This window comes from Parerythrobacter jejuensis (assembly GCF_039536765.1).
Lineage (GTDB): Bacteria > Pseudomonadota > Alphaproteobacteria > Sphingomonadales > Sphingomonadaceae > Parerythrobacter > Parerythrobacter jejuensis.
Map to the genome: position 1 here is coordinate 442,583 of NZ_BAAAZF010000001.1, position 20,580 is coordinate 463,162.

The 20,580-nt window shown below is 60.3% G+C and carries 20 protein-coding genes; 8 read left to right on the plus strand and 12 right to left on the minus strand.

Translation table 11 applies throughout. The features are described 5' to 3' along the window. The first annotated feature begins 137 nt into the window (after window positions 1–137). The gene (locus ABD653_RS02120) at window positions 138–1,817 is read left to right on the plus strand and encodes a M20/M25/M40 family metallo-hydrolase (RefSeq protein ID WP_160779628.1); all 1,680 of its coding nucleotides are present in this window, start codon (window positions 138–140) and stop codon (window positions 1,815–1,817) included. Window positions 1,818–1,874: 57 nt separating this feature from the next. On the opposite strand, the gene rpoD is transcribed toward ABD653_RS02120, so the two are convergent. From rpoD to ABD653_RS02135, 3 genes are read right to left on the minus strand one after another with little or no spacing between them, the layout of a single operon-like run. Further along, window positions 1,875–3,905: an RNA polymerase sigma factor RpoD gene (gene rpoD, locus ABD653_RS02125; protein ID WP_160779629.1), complete on the minus strand. Its 2,031-nt coding sequence runs from the start codon at window positions 3,903–3,905 to the stop codon at window positions 1,875–1,877. 9 nt (window positions 3,906–3,914) lie between these two features. Next, window positions 3,915–5,795, minus strand: coding sequence for a DNA primase (gene dnaG, locus ABD653_RS02130; protein WP_160779630.1), 1,881 nt, complete (start codon window positions 5,793–5,795; stop codon window positions 3,915–3,917). A 12-nt stretch (window positions 5,796–5,807) separates the two neighbouring features. Next, window positions 5,808–6,272, minus strand: coding sequence for a GatB/YqeY domain-containing protein (locus ABD653_RS02135; RefSeq protein ID WP_160779631.1), 465 nt, complete (start codon window positions 6,270–6,272; stop codon window positions 5,808–5,810). A gap of 162 nt (window positions 6,273–6,434) precedes the next feature. Between ABD653_RS02135 and carA the strand changes: the two genes are divergently transcribed. From carA to greA, 4 genes are all read left to right on the plus strand, one after another. After that, window positions 6,435–7,628: a glutamine-hydrolyzing carbamoyl-phosphate synthase small subunit gene (carA, locus tag ABD653_RS02140; RefSeq protein WP_160779632.1), complete on the plus strand. Its 1,194-nt coding sequence runs from the start codon at window positions 6,435–6,437 to the stop codon at window positions 7,626–7,628. Further along, the gene (locus ABD653_RS02145) at window positions 7,625–8,164 is read left to right on the plus strand and encodes a hypothetical protein (RefSeq protein ID WP_160779633.1); all 540 of its coding nucleotides are present in this window, start codon (window positions 7,625–7,627) and stop codon (window positions 8,162–8,164) included. Before carA ends, ABD653_RS02145 begins: the two co-directional genes overlap by 4 nt. A gap of 20 nt (window positions 8,165–8,184) precedes the next feature. Continuing rightward, the gene (carB, locus tag ABD653_RS02150) at window positions 8,185–11,508 is read left to right on the plus strand and encodes a carbamoyl-phosphate synthase large subunit (protein WP_160779634.1); all 3,324 of its coding nucleotides are present in this window, start codon (window positions 8,185–8,187) and stop codon (window positions 11,506–11,508) included. A 124-nt stretch (window positions 11,509–11,632) separates the two neighbouring features. Beyond that, window positions 11,633–12,100 (plus strand): transcription elongation factor GreA, encoded by a 468-nt coding sequence (gene greA, locus ABD653_RS02155; RefSeq protein ID WP_160779635.1) that lies wholly within the window; start codon window positions 11,633–11,635, stop codon window positions 12,098–12,100. Between the two features lie 19 nt (window positions 12,101–12,119). Here the strand turns inward: greA and ABD653_RS02160 are convergent, their stop codons facing one another. The 6 genes from ABD653_RS02160 to ABD653_RS02185 all read right to left on the minus strand — a co-directional run bounded on the left by ABD653_RS02160 (window position 12,120) and on the right by ABD653_RS02185 (window position 14,837). Further along, a complete protein-coding gene (locus ABD653_RS02160; protein ID WP_160779636.1) occupies window positions 12,120–12,608 on the minus strand; it encodes a GNAT family N-acetyltransferase in 489 nt (162 codons plus the stop codon). Window positions 12,609–12,613: 5 nt separating this feature from the next. Beyond that, window positions 12,614–12,844, minus strand: a complete 231-nt coding sequence (locus ABD653_RS02165) for a DUF4170 domain-containing protein (RefSeq protein WP_160779637.1) — start codon at window positions 12,842–12,844, stop codon at window positions 12,614–12,616. A 98-nt stretch (window positions 12,845–12,942) separates the two neighbouring features. Then, on the minus strand, window positions 12,943–13,434 hold the full coding sequence (locus ABD653_RS02170; RefSeq protein WP_160779638.1) for a hypothetical protein: 492 nt from the start codon (window positions 13,432–13,434) through the stop codon (window positions 12,943–12,945). After that, window positions 13,431–13,787 (minus strand): hypothetical protein, encoded by a 357-nt coding sequence (locus ABD653_RS02175; protein ID WP_160779639.1) that lies wholly within the window; start codon window positions 13,785–13,787, stop codon window positions 13,431–13,433. The genes ABD653_RS02170 and ABD653_RS02175 overlap by 4 nt, the downstream gene beginning before the upstream one ends. Further along, entirely contained in the window at window positions 13,774–14,199 is a 426-nt protein-coding gene (locus tag ABD653_RS02180) for a phage holin family protein (protein ID WP_160779640.1), read from the minus strand. The genes ABD653_RS02175 and ABD653_RS02180 overlap by 14 nt, the downstream gene beginning before the upstream one ends. A gap of 26 nt (window positions 14,200–14,225) precedes the next feature. Continuing rightward, window positions 14,226–14,837, minus strand: coding sequence for a hypothetical protein (locus ABD653_RS02185; RefSeq protein ID WP_160779641.1), 612 nt, complete (start codon window positions 14,835–14,837; stop codon window positions 14,226–14,228). Between the two features lie 167 nt (window positions 14,838–15,004). Between ABD653_RS02185 and eno the strand changes: the two genes are divergently transcribed. After that, window positions 15,005–16,288, plus strand: a complete 1,284-nt coding sequence (gene eno, locus ABD653_RS02190) for a phosphopyruvate hydratase (RefSeq protein WP_160779642.1) — start codon at window positions 15,005–15,007, stop codon at window positions 16,286–16,288. A 21-nt stretch (window positions 16,289–16,309) separates the two neighbouring features. Here the strand turns inward: eno and ABD653_RS02195 are convergent, their stop codons facing one another. Beyond that, window positions 16,310–16,477 (minus strand): hypothetical protein, encoded by a 168-nt coding sequence (locus tag ABD653_RS02195; protein WP_160779643.1) that lies wholly within the window; start codon window positions 16,475–16,477, stop codon window positions 16,310–16,312. Window positions 16,478–16,647: 170 nt separating this feature from the next. Between ABD653_RS02195 and ABD653_RS02200 the strand changes: the two genes are divergently transcribed. Both ABD653_RS02200 and ABD653_RS02205 read left to right on the plus strand, forming a co-directional pair. Beyond that, window positions 16,648–17,703 (plus strand): phosphotransferase family protein, encoded by a 1,056-nt coding sequence (locus tag ABD653_RS02200; RefSeq protein WP_160779644.1) that lies wholly within the window; start codon window positions 16,648–16,650, stop codon window positions 17,701–17,703. After that, window positions 17,703–18,797, plus strand: a complete 1,095-nt coding sequence (locus ABD653_RS02205; protein WP_160779645.1) for an Rv3169 family protein — start codon at window positions 17,703–17,705, stop codon at window positions 18,795–18,797. Before ABD653_RS02200 ends, ABD653_RS02205 begins: the two co-directional genes overlap by 1 nt. Here the strand turns inward: ABD653_RS02205 and ribH are convergent. Further along, window positions 18,794–19,216, minus strand: coding sequence for a 6,7-dimethyl-8-ribityllumazine synthase (gene ribH, locus ABD653_RS02210; RefSeq protein ID WP_160779646.1), 423 nt, complete (start codon window positions 19,214–19,216; stop codon window positions 18,794–18,796). The two genes, ABD653_RS02205 and ribH, sit on opposite strands and share 4 nt — an antisense overlap. 5 nt (window positions 19,217–19,221) lie before the next feature. Beyond that, window positions 19,222–20,469 (minus strand): 3,4-dihydroxy-2-butanone-4-phosphate synthase, encoded by a 1,248-nt coding sequence (ribB, locus tag ABD653_RS02215; protein WP_160779647.1) that lies wholly within the window; start codon window positions 20,467–20,469, stop codon window positions 19,222–19,224. Window positions 20,470–20,580 lie beyond the last annotated feature (111 nt).

Consider the following 20,580-nt stretch of genomic DNA (forward strand, 5'->3'; position numbering starts at 1 on the left):
GAATCGCGGTTTGCGCTCCATACGGTGTCCCGGCGCGCCTTGCTACCACCACCTATTGTCCGTCCCCATGGAAATGCCACGTTTGACGCACGCCCGCCTGCCGTGCATTCCGGTCAGGAATACGAGGGGATCCGGGAATGAAGAAATACGGCGCACTGCTCGCTGCGATTGTTGGTGGCCTGCTGCTGGCCATCTGGGCCACGACGCCGCCTTCGGCACGCCCCGCCGATGCGCCGGAGACACTCTTTTCGGCGTCTCGCGCGATGGAAGATGTGCGCACGATTGCGGCCGAGCCTCACCCGACCGGCTCGGCTCAAAATGCAGAGGTACGGGCTTACATCATTGCCCGGCTCCAGTCACTGGGGATGGAAGTGACCACGACCACCGGGCTCGTGCCGGAACGCGGGCTCGACAAGTTCGGCCATTGGAGCGGAACGCGACCCGACTCGCTGACATTCACCAACATCATTGGCGTGTTGCCAGGCAAGGATCGCACCCTGCCGGCTGTCGCGATCATGTCGCATCATGACACTGTCTGGGCTTCACCGGGCGCGCCAGACGATACTGCGGGTGTTGCAGCAACAATGGAGACGATCCGCGCCATCAACGCCCAGGGCGGGGCAGAGCGCGATATCGTCGCCATTATCACCGATGCCGAAGAACTGGGCCTCAACGGCGCGCGACAATTCTTTGCCGAGAACCCGCTGCGCGAGCGGATCGGGGCCGTCATCAATCTCGAAGCGCGCGGTGGCGGGGGCCGGACCACGCTGTTTCAGACTTCGTCCGACAATGGCGAGGCCGTGGCCGCCTATGCCGCGGCCGTGGATCGCCCGGCAGGGTCATCCTTGTCGGCCTTCGTCTATGAAGTCCTGCCCAACGATACCGACCTGACCCCCGCACTGGAGGGGCCATATACGGCCTACAATCTGGCCTTTATCGGGCGCTCGGGCCTTTACCATTCACCCAAGGCGACACCGGACAATCTCGATCAGGGCGCTTTGCAGGATATGGGGGACCAGACACTGCAATTGACGCGAGCCTTGGCGAGTTCTGATGCCCATCCCGGCAAAACCCCCAATGCGACTTTCTTCGACGTTTTCGGGTTGTTTACGATGGCCTATGGCGCAATCGCGGGTTGGGTCTTGCTCATCGCCACCATGGCGCTGCACGCCGGGGCGTATCTACGCCGGGAGAAGGGCGACAATCCTCTCAAGGCACTCGGAGCTAGTTTGGGGGTCATCGTGGGGGGAGGTATTCTGCTGTACGTCTTCAACCTCGTTTCGGGGGCGGGCGGAGAAGCGAACTATTATGACCGTCTGGCTGCGATTCCCCGGCTTGAGGTTCAAGCCCTGTTGCTCAGCATTGCGGTATTGGCAGCGACATCACCCTGGTGGGCCGGGCGCAACTATAGCGTGGTTGGGCTGGTGCTCGCCTTGGCCGCTCATTTCTTCGCACCGACAACCTCATACCTGATTGTCTGGCCTCTGCTGATCGCCGGGCTGGCTGGGGTTGCTGTATCCCGGGTAAGTGATGCAGTGGCGACCCCGATCAAGATTGTCGCCGGAGCCGTAATCATAGGGTTCCTGCTGCAATACGGGCATCAGCTGATGCAGGGCGTGGGTCCGGACTATCCGTCGCTGGTCGCGTTGATCGCAGCGCTGGCGTTGCCGGTCCTTGGCCTGCTGGTGCCGGAGGCGAAGGCGAGGCCCGCCTTGGGCCTTGCCGGGATCTGTCTGCTTACCGCCTTTGTTATCGCACTGTGGGTCAGACTGGACCCGGTCGCCGATACCGTGGCGGCCTATGCTTCGCTGAAATAGAAAGGGCGGCGCCTTACTGCGAAGGGCCGCCCTTTCAAAAAGCAATCATTGCCTGGCTTACTGATCCAGGAAGCTGCGCATCTTGCGGCTGCGGCTTGGGTGCTTGAGCTTGCGCAGTGCCTTGGCCTCGATCTGCCGGATACGTTCGCGGGTAACACTGAACTGCTGCCCGACTTCTTCCAGCGTGTGATCGGTGTTCATGCCGATGCCGAAGCGCATACGCAGCACGCGCTCTTCGCGCGGAGTGAGGGATGCCAGTACGCGGGTGACGGTTTCCTTGAGGTTCGCCTGGATCGCGGCGTCCACGGGAATAATCGCGTTCTTGTCCTCGATGAAATCGCCCAAATGCGAATCTTCCTCGTCGCCGATCGGCGTTTCGAGGCTAATCGGTTCCTTGGCGATCTTCATCACCTTGCGTACCTTCTCCAGCGGCATGGAGAGACGCTCTGCCATCTCTTCCGGGGTCGGTTCGCGGCCCTGCTCGTGCAGGAATTGGCGGCTCGTGCGGACCAGCTTGTTGATCGTCTCGATCATGTGGACCGGAATACGGATGGTTCGGGCCTGGTCAGCAATCGAACGGGTGATTGCCTGACGGATCCACCACGTTGCATAGGTGCTGAACTTGTAGCCACGCCGGTATTCGAACTTGTCGACCGCCTTCATCAGGCCGATATTGCCTTCCTGAATGAGATCAAGGAATTGCAGGCCACGGTTGGTATATTTTTTGGCAATGGAAATCACCAGGCGCAGGTTCGCCTCGACCATTTCCTTCTTCGCGATCCGTGCTTCGCGCTCGCCCTTTTGCACCATGTTCACGATGCGGCGGAATTCGGGCAGGCTCATGCCGGTGGCGGCAGCAATATCGGCGATTTCGGACCGGATGCGATCAACGGCATCGCCTTCCTTGTCGGCGAAGGCAGCCCATTTTTTGTCCTTCTTCACGCGGTCCTGCATCCACGCATCGTCCAGCTCGTTGCCGATATAGGCATCGAGGAAGTCGCGGCGCTTGACCTTGTGCCGTTCGGCAAGGCGCAACATCTGGCCGCCCAGGGCGGTCAGGCGGCGGTTGAAGGCATAGAGATTGTCGACCAGGAATTCGATCTTGGTCGCGTGGAACTGCATGCTTTCCACTTCGGCGGTCAGTTCCTCGCCGAGCTTCTCGTATTTGTTTTCCTTGGCTTTGGGCAGAACTTCGCCGCGCGCCATGGTTTCGACACGCTCGTTCTGGAGCTTCTCGAACTTCTTGAACAGGCTTGTGATCCGGGCAAAGCGTTCGATGGCGTCCGGCTTCAGCGCGGCCTCCATCTGGGCGAGGGACATGGTGTTGTCCTCTTCCTCTTCTTCCTCGCGCTTGGAAGAACCCTCTTCGCCGTCTTCGCCTTCGGTATCCTCGTCGTCCTCGGAAACGTCGTCCTCATCATCGTCACGGATGCTCGGGCCGGCCGAATCTTCAGTGATTTCGCCGTCGTCATCATCCTCGGCGCCTTCGGCAAGCTTGTCCGCCGGTGGTTCTTTCGACAGCATTGCATCAAGATCGAGGATCTCGCGCAGCTGCATTTCTTCGTTGTTGAGCGCTTCGGACCACTGGATAATGGCGTGGAACGTGATCGGGCTTTGGCACAGGCCGATAATCATCGTGTCACGGCCGGATTCGATCCGCTTCGCAATCGCGATTTCGCCTTCACGGCTAAGCAGTTCCACCGCGCCCATTTCACGCAGATACATGCGCACCGGATCATCGGTGCGATCGCCCGTGGTGGTCTTTTTTGCGGCAGCAGCCGGTGCCTTCTTGGCGTCTTTCTTGGCATCGCCACCAACGGCGATTTCCTCGACTTCGGCTTCCTGCTGGGCTTCGGCCTCGGCCTCTTCGTCGTTCTCGACGATGTTGACGCCCATTTCGCTGATCGCGGACATCACATCCTCGATCTGCTCTGAATTCATCTGATCCTGCGGCAGAGCATCATTAAGCTCGTCCACCGTCAGGTAGCCCCGACGCTTGGCCTTGGTCATCAGCTTCTTGATCGACGCCTCGTTGAGGTCGATCAGGGGTGCATCTTCGGTTTGTTTGGTTTTAGCTTCGGACGCCATAGGTCTGATTTAGTCCGTTTCCTGTTCGCCCGCCGTTTCCGGTTCGGGCGTTGTCCCCAGTTCCGGCTGCGTTTCCGCAGCCCGTATACTCGCCATTTGGCCGAGTCGCGCGTCAAATTCCAGCTTTCGTTTCAACAGCCGCTGCTGTTCCGCGAAAGCGCCTTCCGGATCGGTCTCGAACCGCGCAGTTGCCGCAGCAAGCGCAGCCTTCAACGCAGGTCTTTCGACCAGCAACGATACGGCTTCGGCCAGATCTTTACGCGCGTCCTGCGGATCTATTCCTTCGCGGAGGAAGGCAAAATGACTCTTATCCGGGGGCACAAAGTGGCCAATGTCATCCGATATGGGCGAATTCTCGCCGTCTTCAAGCATTTCCGCCATGTCGAGCAAAGGATTTACCGCATTTGCGACTTTGGGGTCACGCTCTGCCGCCTCTGCCAACACATCGGCATGGCGATCGATTTGATCCGGAAACTTGAGGAAGCCGGAAACGACTGCAGCGGTCAGCCGGTCGAGCGAGCCGCCCTCGGCACTGGCTCGCAGCCGCCTTATCTCTGCCGGGTCAGAGCGCCGCGGAGCCGGCTTGCCCTGTTTGAAGCCGCCGGGTTGCCACGGTTTGCGCTCGCGCGGCGGGAAGGCAAAGGCCGAAAACCGCTCAAGCAGTTCCCGCTTGTACAAGGCCTTGATATCCTGATCGGCAATCGTGTCCACATGCGCCAGCAACCGTGCTTTCAATCCGGCCTTGTCTTCTGGCGAATTGAGCGGTTGGGCATCGCGTTCATATTGCCATAGCGTGTCGAGCAGGCTGTCTGCGCTGTCGAGCAATTGGTCGAGAGCGCCGCGCCCTTTTTGCTGCAACAGGTCATCGGGATCGAGCCCTGGCGGCATGCGTACGATCGCCAGGGAATGGGCGGGGCGGAGCAAGGGCAAAGCGCGCGACACCGCCCGCATGGCGGCCCGTTGGCCGGCCGCATCGCCATCGAAGCACAGCACCGGCCGTTCAACGATCCGCCACAGCATTTCGATCTGTTGCTCTGTCAGCGCCGTACCCAGAGGCGCCACCGCATCCGCGATCCCCGCATTGGCGAGGGCGATCACGTCCATATAGCCTTCGACAACCACGATGCGCCCGCTCTGGCGCGAGGCGGGGCTGGCACGGTGGAGGTTGTAGAGTGTGCGGCCCTTATCGAATAAAGGCGTGTCGGGCGAATTGAGATATTTCGCGACGCCATCGCGCTTGTCCAGAATGCGGCCGCCAAAGGCGATCACGCGCCCGCGTTGGTCCTGGATAGGCAGCATCAGCCGGTCGCGAAACCGGTCGTAAGGCGCCTTGTCCTCAACCGAAATCTGCATTCCGGATTCAACCAGCATCGGGGTTTCGAAACGGGAAAGCGCGTTGGCAAGAGCCTGCTTGCTATCGGGCGCATAGCCGAAGCCGAATTCGCGGATGACTTTGTCGGAGAAGCCACGCGTGGCCAGATATCGCTGCGCCTTGGTGCCATCATCGCTGTGCAGGACATCGACGAACCACTGCTGCGCGGCTTCGGTCACATCAACCAACTCCGCCCGTTTCTCGGCACGTTTGGCGGCCTGGGGATCGGGGGCAGGGACTTCCATCCCGGCCTGCGCAGCCAGTTCTTTCACCGCGTCCATGAATTGCAGGCCGCGCTGGTCAGTCATCCAGCGGATCACATCGCCATGCGCACCGCAGCCAAAGCAGTGGTAAAACCCCTTCTCGTCAGAGACGGTGAAGCTGGGCGACTTCTCGTTATGGAAAGGACAGCACGCCTTCCATTCCCGGCCTGCCTTCTGCAGCTTGGTCGTGCGCTGGATAACGCTCGAAAGCGTTACCCGTGCGCGCAGTTCATCAAGCCATTGCGGTGAAAGCATGGTGGCAGCGTATTAGGAAAGCGCAGCCTTCACCAGTCCGCTGGCCTTGCTCATGTCGAGTTCTGCCCCGTGGCGTGCCTTCAATTCACCCATAACGCGGCCCATATCCTTCATGCCCTCGGCATTCAGCTCGGCCTTGATCGCGTCAATCGCTGCACGCGTTTCATCCTCACCCATCTGCTGGGGCAGGAATTCCTCGATCACGGCCAGCTCTGCCTCTTCCTTGGCGGCCAGTTCCGTGCGGCCACCATCGGTATACATCTGGATCGATTCGCGGCGCTGCTTGCCCATTTTCTGGAGCACGTCGATCACCATGGCATCGTCCTCCACTTCTTTGCTGGAGGTGCGCATTTCGATGTCGCGATCCTTGATCTTGGCGCCGATCAGGCGGAGCGCGGCGGTACGATCCTTGTCTTTGGCCTTCATGGCGGTGACGGTGGCAGTCTTGATGGCGTCGCGCAGAGTGGTGTCTGACATGGTCGGTTCCTGTGGATGATTGCCGGGCTATCAACACCCAAAGCAAAATAGATGCGAATTACCCCCTAACTGGCGCGCCGAACCGCTTGACGCAAGGGGAGGGCATCCGTAGCCCGTGGGTCTTAGCGACATCGCCGGAAACCCTGACTCGGAGCAGCCCAAATGGCCACCGCCGACATTACCCCTGCGCAACCCAAAGGCGCGACAGGAGTCCTCTTGCTGGCCGACGGCACGGCCCTGTGGGGCTACGGCTTCGGCGCGGCGGGCTCTGCGGTTGGCGAAGTATGCTTCAACACCTCCATGACCGGCTATCAGGAGGTGATGACCGATCCCAGCTATGCGGCGCAGATCGTAACCTTCACCTTCCCCCATATCGGCAATGTCGGCGCGAATGCGGAGGATATCGAGGGCCAAGTGGAAAGCGCGGTGGGCTGCGTGGTGCGCGAGGAAGTGACCCCGCACAGCAATTTCCGCAGCCAGCAGCAATTTACCGACTGGATGGAGGCACACGGAAAGATCGGCCTGTCCGGAATCGATACACGCGCGCTGACCCGCTTCATCCGCCTCAGCGGCGCGCCCAATGCAGTGATCGCCCATGCGCCGGACGGCAATTTCGACTTGCCCGAACTGCTCGCCCGCGCGCAGGATTGGGCGGGCCTGGAAGGCATGGACCTCGCCCAGCGCGTAACGCGGGAGGCGCAGCAGGATTGGGAAGGCGGCGCGTGGACGCTGGAGAAGGGCTATGGCCGTGCTCCTCGTGATGCGCAGCCGCATGTCGTCGCAATAGATTACGGCGCGAAGGACAATATCTTCCGCAACCTGGTGAAGGCCGGAGCGCGAGTGACGGTGGTGCCGGCCAAGGCCAGCCTTGAGGAGGTGCTGGCGCACAAGCCCGATGGCGTGTTCCTTTCCAACGGGCCGGGCGACCCTGCGGCGACGGGCGAATATGCGGTGCCGGTGATCAAGGCGTTGCTGGAGCGGGACATCCCGCTGTTCGGCATCTGCCTCGGCCACCAGATGCTGGCGCTGGCAGCGGGCGCGAAAACCACCAAGATGCACCAGGGCCACCGTGGCGCGAACCACCCTGTGCAGCGTGTGGCGTTTGGTGAGGATGGGGGCTGGGGCGAGACCACCGGCCTCGTCGAGATCACCAGCATGAACCACGGCTTCGCCGTCGATGGCGAAACTTTGCCGGCGGGCGTCGAGCAGACCCATGTCAGCCTGTTCGACGGCAGCAATTGCGGCATCAGTATCACCGGCAAGAAGGCTTTCGGCGTGCAGTACCACCCGGAAGCCAGCCCCGGTCCGCAGGACAGCTTTTACCTGTTCGAGAAGTTTGTGGGGATGTTGGGATGAGATACTGCCTTATCCCATTGATAGGAACTGCTGCTCTTGCTTCCTGCAGCAATCAAGGGACGCTGGAAAAGGATGAGATACCGGCTACGCAGCTTGCCCTAGCCTCCCAATACAAAACCAGTATCGAAGAAGCAGCTCAGGGCTGCCTCGATGATCCTCGCTCAATCAACCTAAAACTGTTTCCATCGTCGGAAAGCCGTTGGCAGCACATAACCGGAGATCAATCTCGGTCTAGTTTTGTTTGGGATGCTTGGATCGACACTAAACGGCAACATTTCGAGATATTTACCGCAGTGGGCGATCTCAAAGGGACGTCGGCCGCCTCCCCGGAGGTGATCTACTGTATCGCCGAAAGTCTGGATCTGCCGGTGGAGCGCGAGGTTGTCAGTCGCGCATGGAACCCCGTCTCGTTGAGGATGGTTGTGCGTGACTTTCCCTCATCTGACGATCCGGCATCGGGTGTTTCATTCAAATTGACTATGAGCGGAGACGAGGCCGAATTCCAATCTCAACGCGACCTCGGCCGCGAGAGCTGATTGTACAATGAAAGAATTTCATGCCCAAACGCACTGACATCTCCTCGATCCTCGTTATCGGCGCCGGACCGATCATCATCGGCCAGGCGTGCGAGTTCGATTACTCCGGCACGCAGGCGATCAAGGCGCTGCGCGAGGAGGGGTATCGGGTCATTCTCGTCAACTCCAACCCGGCCACGATCATGACCGATCCGGAAATGGCGGACGCGACCTATATCGAGCCGATCACACCCGAGATCGTCGCCAAGATCATTGCCAAGGAGAAACCCGACGCTTTGTTGCCCACCATGGGCGGGCAGACCGCGCTCAATTGCGCACTGGCGCTGGACGAAATGGGCGTGCTGGCCGAACATGGCGTGGAGATGATCGGGGCCAAGGCTGATGCCATCGACAAGGCCGAAAACCGCCAGCGGTTCCGCGATGCGATGGATTCCATCGGGCTGGAAAGCGCCCGCAGCGGCGTCGCTAATACGGTCGAGGAGGCGCACAAGATCCTTGAGCGGACCGGCTTGCCCTCCATCATTCGCCCCAGCTTTACATTGGGCGGTACGGGCGGCGGGATCGCCTATAACAAAACCGAGTTCGAACGCATTGTGCGCGAAGGGCTGGATGCCAGCCCCACCACCGAAGTTTTGATCGAGGAATCGCTGCTCGGGTGGAAAGAGTTCGAGATGGAAGTCGTGCGCGATCGCGCCGACAATTGCATCATCATCTGCTCGATTGAAAATGTCGATCCGATGGGTGTGCACACCGGCGATTCCATCACCGTCGCCCCCGCGCTGACGCTGACCGACAAGGAATACCAGATCATGCGCAATGCCAGCATCGCTGTGCTGCGCGAAATTGGAGTCGAAACAGGCGGTTCGAACGTACAGTTCGCAGTCAATCCCGCCGATGGCCGGTTGATCGTGATCGAGATGAACCCGCGGGTTTCGCGCTCCTCCGCGCTTGCGTCCAAGGCCACCGGGTTCCCCATCGCCCGCGTCGCGGCGAAGCTGGCCGTTGGCTATACGCTGGACGAGATCGAGAACGAGATCACCGGCGCGACGCCGGCCAGTTTCGAGCCGACCATCGACTATGTCGTGACCAAAATCCCGCGCTTCGCCTTCGAGAAATTCAAGGGCACACAGCCCAATCTTGCCACTGCCATGAAATCGGTCGGCGAAGTGATGGCCATCGGGCGTAATTTCCAGGAATCGATGCAGAAGGCGCTGCGGGGCCTCGAAACCGGGCTCGACGGGTTCAACCGTGTGGTCGAGCTGGAGGGTGTGAGCCGCGAAGTGGTGACCGCCGCGATCAGCAAGCGCACGCCCGACCGGCTGCTCAAGGTCGCACAAGCCTTCCGCGAGGGCATGGATGTCGAGACGGTCAATTCGATCACCGGTTACGATCCTTGGTTCCTGCGCCAGATCGAGGCAATTATCGCGGCGGAAGCGGAGATCGGCGAGAACGGTCTGCCCAATGATGCAGCCGGCCTGCGCAAGCTGAAAAGCATGGGCTTCTCCGACAAACGCCTTGCCACGCTGGCGGTGCGCTCTGTCCATGTCGCCGGCGGATTGGGCGAGACTCAGGCGCGCGGTTCCGGCCTGCTACACGATGCGATGCAGGCGATGGCCGGTGCCACCAGCGAAGAAGAGGTTCGCCAGCTGCGTCAGAAGCTTGGCGTGCTGCCTGTGTTCAAACGGATCGACAGCTGTGCCGCCGAGTTCGAGGCGATCACGCCCTATATGTACTCGACCTATGAAGCGCCAAGCTTCGGCGAAGCCGAAAACGAGGCGATGCCGAGTGATCGGCGCAAGATCGTGATCCTGGGTGGTGGGCCCAACCGGATCGGGCAGGGCATCGAGTTCGACTATTGCTGCGTCCATGCCTGTTTCGCGCTCAGCGAAGCCGGTTTCGAGACCATCATGGTCAACTGCAACCCCGAAACCGTGTCGACCGATTATGACACGTCAGACCGGCTCTATTTCGAGCCATTGACCGCCGAAGACGTGCTGGAGATTCTCCGCGTCGAACAACAATCGGGCGAGTTGGTGGGCGTCATCGTCCAGTTTGGCGGGCAGACCCCGCTTAAGCTCGCACAGGCGCTGGAAGATGCCGGTACCCCGATTCTGGGTACATCGCCCGATGCCATCGACCTGGCCGAAGACCGCGAGCGTTTTGCCAAGCTGGTCCATCAGCTCAAGCTTAAGCAGCCAGAAAACGGCATTGCAAAGAGCCGCGACGAAGCCGCCGCCAGCGCCGCGCATATCGGCTATCCCGTGCTGCTGCGCCCAAGCTACGTATTGGGTGGCCGCGCGATGGAGATCGTCGATTCCGAGGCACAGCTGGACGATTACATTGCCACGGCGGTGAATGTCTCAGGTGACAGCCCGGTGCTGGTCGACCAATATCTGCGCGATGCCATCGAATGCGATGTCGACGTGATTTGCGACGGCGTCGAGGTCCGTATCGCCGGCGTCATGCAGCATATCGAGGAAGCCGGGGTCCATTCGGGCGACAGTGCCTGCACCTTGCCACCTTACAGCCTGCCAGACGACATCATCGCCGAGATGGAGCGCCAGGCGGAGGCGCTTGCGGTCGCGCTCAAGGTCAAAGGCCTGATGAACGTCCAGTTTGCGGTAAAAGATGGTGAGGTATACCTGATTGAGGTCAATCCGCGCGCGAGCCGGACGGTGCCTTTCGTGGCCAAAGCGATTGGCGAGCCCGTGGCCAAGATCGCAAGCCGAGTGATGGCAGGCGAACCGTTGTCCAGCTTCGCCCCATTCAACCTGCGGCCCGACCACATGGCGGTGAAAGAGGCTGTCTTCCCGTTCAGCCGCTTCCCCGGTGCCGACCCTGTCTTGTCGCCTGAAATGAAGTCGACCGGCGAAGTCATGGGCATCGATGCCCGATTCCCGGAGGCGTTCCTCAAATCGCAGATCGGGGCAGGGATGGCTTTGCCCGAAAGCGGTACCCTGTTCGTTTCGGTCAAGAATTCGGACAAGCCCGTCATCGTTCCGGCAATCAAGACCCTGATCGACAAGGGCTTCCGGGTGATCGCCACAGGCGGCACCCAGTCCTACCTCGCCGAGCAGGGCCTCCCTGTCGAACGCGTCAACAAGGTCGCCGAAGGGCAGCCGCATATCGTCGATGCGATTATCGATGGCGATGTCGATCTGATCTTCAACACCACTGAGGGGTGGCAAAGCCTTTTGGACAGCAAGAGCATCCGTGCTTCGGCACTGGAGGCCAAACTGCCATACTACACAACGGCCGCTGCCAGCCTGGCTGTGGCGGAGGCAATTGCCACCGTTGATGCAAGCGACCTTGAAGTGCGCTCTTTGCAAGACTATTATAGCTGAAACTTAGATTGCTTCTCCCCACAGTTCGATCAGGCTGATCCGCCCAATTCCGGCGCGGCAGAGGATTGAATTGACGGTTCGGCCAGGGGGCGAACGAAACAGAATTGTTAGATTGGGGGTTCCGATGGACAAGGTTCCAATGCTCGCAGAGGGTTATGAGCAGCTCACAAACGAGTTGAAGGCCCTGCGCGCGGAACGGCCGAAGATTGTCGACGCGATCGAAGAAGCGCGTGCCCATGGCGATCTTTCGGAGAATGCAGAATACCACGCTGCCAAGGAACGGCAGGGTCAGGTCGAAGCCCAGATCGCAGATCTGGAAGACAAGACAAGTCGCGCCCAAATCATTGATCCATCTACCCTTTCGGGTGACAAGATCGTGTTTGGCGCCACTGTGACCTTGCTCGATGAAAACGACAAACCGGTGAAATACCAGATTGTCGGGCAGACCGAGGCTGACGCGAACAATGGCCGGATCTCCTACAATTCCCCGATCGCACGTGCGCTGATCGGCAAGACTGTCGGGGAAGAGGTCGAGGTTACGGTGCCGTCGGGCGACAAGTTCTACCTCGTCGACAAGATCGATTTCATCTGAGCTAAAGCCGGGAAGTGACTCAATCGAGTCGCTTTTCCATCGCGTAATTGTGAATCGCGACCGATTGTCCGTAGTGTTCGATATCGAAATCGCGGCGATGCTGCACTGAATAGCCTGCGCGTTCGAATGCGGGGCGGGCCAGTTCGCTCGCCTCGGTATAAAGGCGCGCTATGCCCATACGGATTGCGTGATCCTCGGCCGCTTGCAACACTTGCCCGGCTAGCCCGCGCCTGGTGTGATCGGGGTGGTTGTAGAGATGGTCGAGATGACCGTCCGCCTCCAGCAAAGAATAGGCGACCGGCACATCGTCGCTACTGGCTGCAACAAAGATCAGGGCTCCGCCCTCGACACGCGCGCGATAGCGGTCTGCCGACGGGTGCCGTGCGGACCATGCCGCGACCTGCGCATCGCTATAGGCGTGCGGTCCAATCGCAGCGATCGCAGCCTGGCAAATCGCCGCCAAATGCTCTGCATCACCATCCCGATAAGGTCGAATGGCGTAGAACACCGCTATCAGGTATCTGGCGTCAGCAGCTTGTGCAGGTGGACGATAACATACTTCATTTCGGCATCATCAACCGTGCGCTGTGCCTGGCCGCGCCAAGCCTCTTCCGCCGATTCATAGTCACTGAATACGCCAACGACGTGCACGCTTTCCGGATCCTGAAACTCGATTGAACGCGGATCGGAAACACGGCCACCCATCACGAGGTGGAGTTTCTGCTTCGGAGTTGTTTCTTCCATGGTCTTTCTTCCTTGGGGAGGATTCTTGCCGCGCCCATAAACCAAGCGGCGCAGCAGGCAAACCCACTACGCCGCGTGATTGTGTCGGTTGTTGGTGATCAGTGGGCGATGCGGGACTTCGTATCACGGAATGTGCGGCCTGCCTTGCGCCCGGCGCGGCGGCCCAGATCATGGGCGGCATCGCGGGCGGTGGTCGCAAAATGAGATCCTTCGCGCTTCGCTTTGCGGGCCGTGCGATCCAGTGTGTCACTGATGTCCTCCAGCTTGTCGCCGCCAGCTTGCTTGACGTCGTCCGCGATGTCTCCCGCACTGTCGATCACGCCCATGGCGTAGGCGATCCCCGCTTCGGTCGCGTAGGATGCAAGGCCGGCTGCGCGGTTGCCCAAACGCCTGCCGGGTCGTGTCATCGCGCCGATCATGATGCCCAGGATGGCAACACCAGCCACGCTGGCCACCGGGTGGGCTTTCACAAATTCGGTGGCAACAGTGCCTGCCTCTTTGGCTGCGGCGACAAAGTCCCGCTCTGCCAGGCGGCGTTCGCCTTCTTCGATACGCGCGCGCAAGGCATCACGTTTCTCTTCAGTGGTCATTCTTCGTCTCCACTCGTTTCTGGATCGAGCGCGTCAGGGGAGGCGGGCTCTTCCGGTTGGTCAAAATCGGCCAGCTCTTCCTCGTCGAAGAACAGGGCCAGGATGGGATTGCGCGCGAACCAGAGAATGATGGCCCCAATCAGCAGGGCAAGAATGCCCTTGTTGCTGTCGGCGCTGCTGCTGGCTTTGTCGAATACCTCCGCCGCACCGTCCTTGGCTCGATCAAGCGCGCGTGCTCCTACGCCGCGATTGTCCAAATCGCTTTTCAAGCGAGCGATATCGGCCTTTACCAGGGCCCGGGCGGCGTTGCGCAAGGCCCGGTCTTCAATCAATTGTCGGTCAAGCCTGCTCATCGGTTTCACTCTTGAACGCTTCTGACACGGCTTTGAACCGGCTAACGGCGATGCCGCCAAAAATGGCGACACCGAGCAAAAGGACCCCTACCACTGTGGCGACTGCGCCAAAGGCGGTCAGATAGGGCTCCAGCGCAATGATAAGGCCGACAACCAGGCCGATCAGGGCAAGATGCAGGAAAGCAAATGCACCAAGAACGGCTATGACGCCGCCCTTGGTTTTCTTACCGGCAAATCCAGCCCGGGACTTCTGGAACGCGATTTCGGCATCGACATAGGTCTTGCCGTCTTCGATCAGCGCACTGACATCATCTGCCAGGGAGCCGAAAGGCGGATCGCTCGCAGCGTCTCGCGGCGTGCTCACCGGTTCCAGAGTATCAGGCTGCGCATCACGCGCGGCATCATCCAGCATTCGCGCAGCCCCTCACTCTTGGTTGCTTAACGACGGAACAGTCGCGCCAGGATGTAGCCGCCAATTGCCGCAAGGCCAATCGCCGTTCCGGGGCTTTTGCGCACGAATTCGCGAGCATCATCGCCGATTTCCTCGACGCTCTTGGCCTCCAGCTTCGCAGCGTTTTCTTGCAAGCTGCGCGAGGCATTCCGTGCATAGTCACCGTATTTCGGGCCGAACTGGTCGTCGATGGCTGCCGCATTGTCGGCCACCATCTTGCCCAAAGCGGAAAGGGCATCGCTTGCCTTGGCTTTGCCTTCTACAGCAAGCTCACCAGCGCGAACCTTGGTTTCTTCGGCCAGCTCGGAAGCGCGCACCTTGGCCTCTTCGCCGTAGGCCTTGGCATCTGCCGTCAGATCGGTGCTCTTGCCCTTGGCCTGTTCGCGATAGGTACCGACCACTTCGCCAGCTTCAGCCTTTAGCGCAGCGGCACCGGCCTTCGCTTCGTCAAGTGCCGCATTGAAACGGGACTTGGCTTCCTCGCGGTGGGCCTGTGCTTCCAGCACTTCCGGTTCTGCCTTCGCGGGCGATGCCTTGGCCTTGGTGGCGCGTTTGGTTTTCGGTTTTGCGGAGCTTCCGCTGGTCGGACTCTTGGCCATTGTTTGATCCCTCAAAATTCGTTTCGTTTCAGCGCAGTCGGGGGACTTTGCCTGCTCAATAGTACAACGCGTCTTGCGCCGAATTGTTCCGCCGCATAGAGCGCTGCCAACCCCGATATGGGGGTGTCTTAGAAATATACAACACCAAGCGCCCGGAGCCAAGCCTCATGACCGCGATCATTGATCTGCACGCCCGCGAAATCCTCGACAGTCGGGGCAATCCGACAGTAGAGGTCGACGTCTTGCTGGAAGATGGGAGTTTTGGCCGTGCAGCGGTTCCCTCAGGCGCCTCGACCGGAGCGCATGAGGCCGTCGAGCTGCGGGATAACGATAAGAGCCGTTATCTTGGCAAGGGCGTGACCAAGGCCGTTGCAGCAGTAAATGGCACGATATCCGACACCTTGCTGGGCCTGGATGCAGAAGATCAGCGCGATATCGATGGCGTTCTGATCGATCTGGACGGGACACCCAACAAGGCGACGTTGGGCGCCAATGCTATCCTGGGCACCAGCATGGCCGTGGCCAAGGCGGCCGCTGCTGCGCGTGGCCTGCCACTGTGGGCCTATGTCGGCGGGGTTTCCTCTCATGTGTTGCCAGTGCCGATGATGAATATCGTCAATGGCGGCGAACATGCCGACAATCCGATCGATATCCAGGAATTCATGGTCATGCCGCTGGGCGCCGATTCGCTCACCGAAAGCGTGCGTTGGGGCGCGGAGATATTCCATACCCTGAAGAAAGGCCTATCGGAGAAGGGCCTTTCCACCGCAGTGGGCGACGAGGGTGGCTTCGCTCCGGACCTTAGCAGCAGCCGGGCGGCGCTCGATTTCATCATGGAATCGATCGAGAAAGCCGGTTTCAAGCCCGGCGAAGAAGTCGCGCTTGCCCTCGATTGTGCGTCGACCGAGTTCTATGCCGATGGCCGCTATGATCTTGCCGGAGAGGAAATCTCGCTCTCCCCGCAGGAAATGGCCGATTACCTCGCCAAACTGTGTGCCGACTATCCGATCCGTTCCATCGAGGATGGCATGGCCGAGGATGACTTCGAAGGGTGGAAAGCCCTGACCGATGCCATCGGCAACAAAGTCCAGCTGGTCGGCGATGACTTGTTCGTAACCAATCCCGAGCGCCTGGGCATGGGGATCGAGCAAGGCCTAGCCAACTCACTGTTGGTGAAGGTCAACCAGATCGGGACCCTCAGCGAGACGCTGGAAGCTGTCGATATGGCGCACCGAGCCGGTTACACTTGCGTGATGAGCCATCGCTCCGGCGAAACTGAAGATGCGACCATCGCCGACCTCGCGGTGGCGACCAATTGCGGGCAGATCAAAACCGGCTCGCTCGCCCGTTCGGACCGGCTCGCGAAATACAACCAGCTGATCCGTATCGAAGAAGAGCTTGGTGCCAGCGCCCACTATGCAGGTGCCGCCTGTTTCGGACGCCTGGCCTAAGGTCAACCCAAGACGAGCGGTTCAGCTCCGCGCAGCGAAGCGAAGGCGGGCAATGGCGCTGTCGATATCGGCAGCCGCCAGATGCACCCCCATAGCATCGACCTCGGCCAGCTTCCGCTCCAACTCCGCTGCCATTTGCAGCAAAGCATCGCTTCGTTGTCCACCAGCGGGCGGTGCAGGTTGCATCATTGTCCTATCCGTGTCCCAAAGCCTTGCGATCGACCCATGCTCATGACTGGCGCATAAGTCCTTGCGGTGCCACCCGAACTTGATCGCATTCGGAGCAACCCGACTGATCGTGCTTGTATTGGCAAGTGCCCGGCCATGCCGCATAAGCCCTGCAAACGAGGGGAGGGAGAATGAGCGAATTTCCTACACATCCGGCACAGATTTCTGCCGGATGGCTGTCAGAAGTGCTGGGGCAGGACGTCTTGGCCGTCCGATGGGAAGCGATCGGCACCGGGCAGGTCGGTGACAGTGTTCGGCTTCATCTCGAATTGCCCGAAGGCAGCCCGCTTGCTCCCACGCTCGCCGCCAAACTCCCCGCAGCAGACCAGACGAGCAGGGCCACTGCGGGCACCTTCGGCCTTTATGCCAAGGAAGTGGGTTTCTACCGCGAGATAGCGCCGCATCTGGCGGTTCGCGTGCCGGAGGTCTATTTCAGTGCGATCGACGATACCGGCGTCGACTTCGTCCTCCTGTTCGAGGATCTGGGGCCGGCAAGGGGCGGTAACCAGATTGCCGGTTGCAGCCTGCCGGATGCCGAAGCTGCGATGCGCCAGGCTGCGGCCATCCATGCGCCCAGCTGGAGAAACGCCGAAGTGCTCGACACGGGATGGCTCCACTCGACAGCCCAGCTGCGCGAACAGATCCGCGCACTCTATCCGCAAGCCCAGTCGGTATGGCGCGAACGCTATGCCGATGCGCTTGAACCGGAATACATGGAGCTTTGCGAAGGTGTAGCTGCCGCGGGCGATGCGCTGTTCTCGCGTGAACCCGAGGTCGTTTCCCTCGTCCATGGTGACTTCCGCCTCGACAACATGCTGTTCGACATAAAGGGCGGCACAGAGCCGCTTGCGATCCTCGACTGGCAAACCGTGACCGTTGGTCATGCGATGACCGATATCGGCTATTTCATGGGCTGCGGCATCGGCGAATTACGCGCTGGAAACGAGGATCACCTTTTCGATCTCTATGTCGAAGAGATGGAAGCGAGAGGCGTGACCCTCCAGCGCGAGGATGTCTGGCGGGACTACCGCATCGGCGCGTTGCACGGCATAACTACGGCCGTTTTCAGCGCTGCCTTTGTCGAACGCACCGAACGTGGTGACGCCAATTTCCTGTCTATGGCCCGGGGGGCTTGCTCGCTCGCGCTGGAGCATGACAGCCTCGATGCCCTCAAAGGAGACGCGTGATGACACTGAGCAAGGGTGACGAGTATCCTATCCACCAGACTCCGGAGCCGGTGGCATATTCAGGCACGGACCGGAATTTCTACGATCGCTATTTCTTCAATGGTTACGGCCCCGACGGAGAGGACTTCTTCGCACTCGCTTTCGGGGTCTACCCCCACCTTGACGTCGCCGATGCACATTTCTGTGTGATCCGGGACGAAACGCAGCACTGCATCCATGCAAGCCGAGCCTTGGGCATGGAACGGATGGATATGGAAGCGGGCCCGATCAGGATCGAAGTGATCGAACCGCTGCAATCCTTGCGCCTGATCGTTGAAGAGCAAGACGGGATTTCGGCCGACATTACCTTCGTCGGTCGCGCCTTCCCAATTGAAGAACCACGCTTCATCCACCGGATCGGACCGCGCGCCTTTATGGACTATACGCGAATGACCCAGAACGGGAGCTATTCGGGCTGGATCGAAGTCGATGGCGAGCGGCGCGAACTGGTCGACGGCGTCCTCGGCACGCGCGATCGCAGCTGGGGCGTACGGCCGGTTGGTGCACGCGATCCACAGCCGATGCCCGGTGCCCCTGATATGCCGCAATTCTTCTGGCAATGGACCCCGATTAACCTGCCCGGCGGCTCGCTGTTCTTCCACATTAATGCAGACCAGCAAGGGGCAGCGTGGAACACACGCGCGGCTTGGGCCCCCAATGGCGCGAGTGCTGACGGGATAACGGAAGGGGGAGGGACCCTTGCCGCAGAGCTGGTCAAGGGGTCACGCTGGCCAGAAAAGGGGACCATCACACTCGATGTTCCCGGCGCGCCACAGCAACTGACCCTGTCTCCCGTCAAACGCTTCCAGATGCGCGGGCTGGGCTATACCCACCCTGAGTGGGGGCATGGCTTGTTCCATGGCCAGTCACGGGTGGCCCGCGAAGATATCGACCTCGCCACTACCGATCCGCTGGCGCTGGAAAACGTCCATGTCCAGATTGTCAGCAAGGTCGAAACCGACACCGGGGAAAGCGGCGTCGGTGTATTCGAACAGCTGATCATGGGGCCCTATGACCCACTTGGGCTGTCGGGCTTCCTCGACGCAGCGTCCTAGCGTTCGAAACGGTCGCGAAGCTCCAGCAGGGCCATTGCGGCCTTGGCAGCTTCACCACCCTTGTTCTTCTGCCCGGGATCGGCGCGGACCAGCGTCTGCGCTTCATTTTCTGTCGTCAGGATGCCATTGCCGATGGCGATGCCATCCATTGTCAGCGCCAGGATCCCGCGCGCACTTTCACCGGCCACGATTTCGAAGTGATAGGTTTCCCCGCGAATAACCACGCCAATCGCAACAAAGCCATCATAGCCACCGCTTTCGGCTGCCATCGCGATGGCGCCGGGAATCTCCAGCGCGCCTGGCACGGTCAAGACTTCGACCTCGTGCCCTGCCGCCTCAAGCGATTGCCTCGCGCCGGCGATGAGCATGTCATTATAGCTGTCGTAGAAACGGGCTTCGACAATCAGGAACTTGGCCATGGGTGTTACTCCGGAATGGGATGATGATCGACGATGTTGAGGCCATAGCCTTCGATCGCGACCACATTGGGCTGTGAATTGCTGAGCAGAATCATGTCGTTCACTTCCAGGTCGGCCAGAATCTGAGACCCGATCCCGACATTGCGAACCTCATCGTCTGCACTGTAGCTGCCGGTTGCCTGACGGCCCGTTATGATCACAATCACACCTGATCCATGATCGCCGATGGCCTGCATCGCGCGCTGCAAGGTGCGCTTGCGTTCCCCAGGTTGCCCCAGAACATCATCGAAAATAGAGATCGGGTGCACACGGGTGAGGGTGGCCTCACCGGCAACCACATGCCCCTTTTGCAAGACATAATGCTCTCTGCCGTCGATCGAATTGCGATAGATGGCCATCCGCCATTGGCCGCCATAGTCTGACTGGAACTCACGTTCCTCGACGCGCTCGACCAGATGATCGTGTCGCATACGGTATTCGATCAGATCACGGATCGTCCCGATCTTCAGGTCATGCTTGCGCGCAAAGGTCACCAGATCGTCAAGCCGGGCCATGGTCCCGTCTTCATTGAGGATCTCGCAGATTACTCCGGCCGGATTGAGCCCGGCAAGGCGCGAGATGTCGACAGCGGCTTCGGTGTGGCCGGCGCGGACCAACACGCCGCCATCACGAGCGGTCAGCGGGAACACATGACCAGGCGCCACGATATCATCCGGTCCCTTGGTGGCATCGATGGCAACGGCGACAGTCCGCGCACGATCTGCCGCAGAAATGCCGGTGGTGACCCCTTCTTTGGCCTCGATCGAGATCGTGAAGGCGGTCTGCATGCTCTCGCGATTGTTGCGGGTCATCGGCTCAAGCCCGAGCGCATCGACACGGGCGCGATCCAGCGCCAGGCAGATCAGGCCGCGCCCATGGGTCGCCATGAAGTTGATCGCGGTTGGGGTGGCCATCTGCCCCGGAATGATCAAGTCGCCTTCATTCTCGCGGTCCTCGTCATCGACCAGAATATACATCCGGCCGTTGCGGGCTTCCTCGATAATTTCCTCGATCGGAACCAGTACCGGTGTGTCATCCTGCGTATCGAGAAAGCGCTCAAGTTTAGCGAGCGTGTCGGCCGTCGGGTTCCAGCCCTCCTCGGCGCATTCCCTCAATGTGTTGGCATGAAGGCCCGCAGCACGGGCAAGGCCGGCGCGGGTCATGGCTCCGTCGGTGACGATAGTCCGGACTCGCTCGATGATAGTGTCTGTCATGCGGCCGTGTTAGCACATTATAATGTGATGTCCAGCCTGCAGCATCACATTATGGGTAGTCACGTGGGCCATTGCATATATCTCCGTTGGCGACGCCGCCGGTCGATAGCA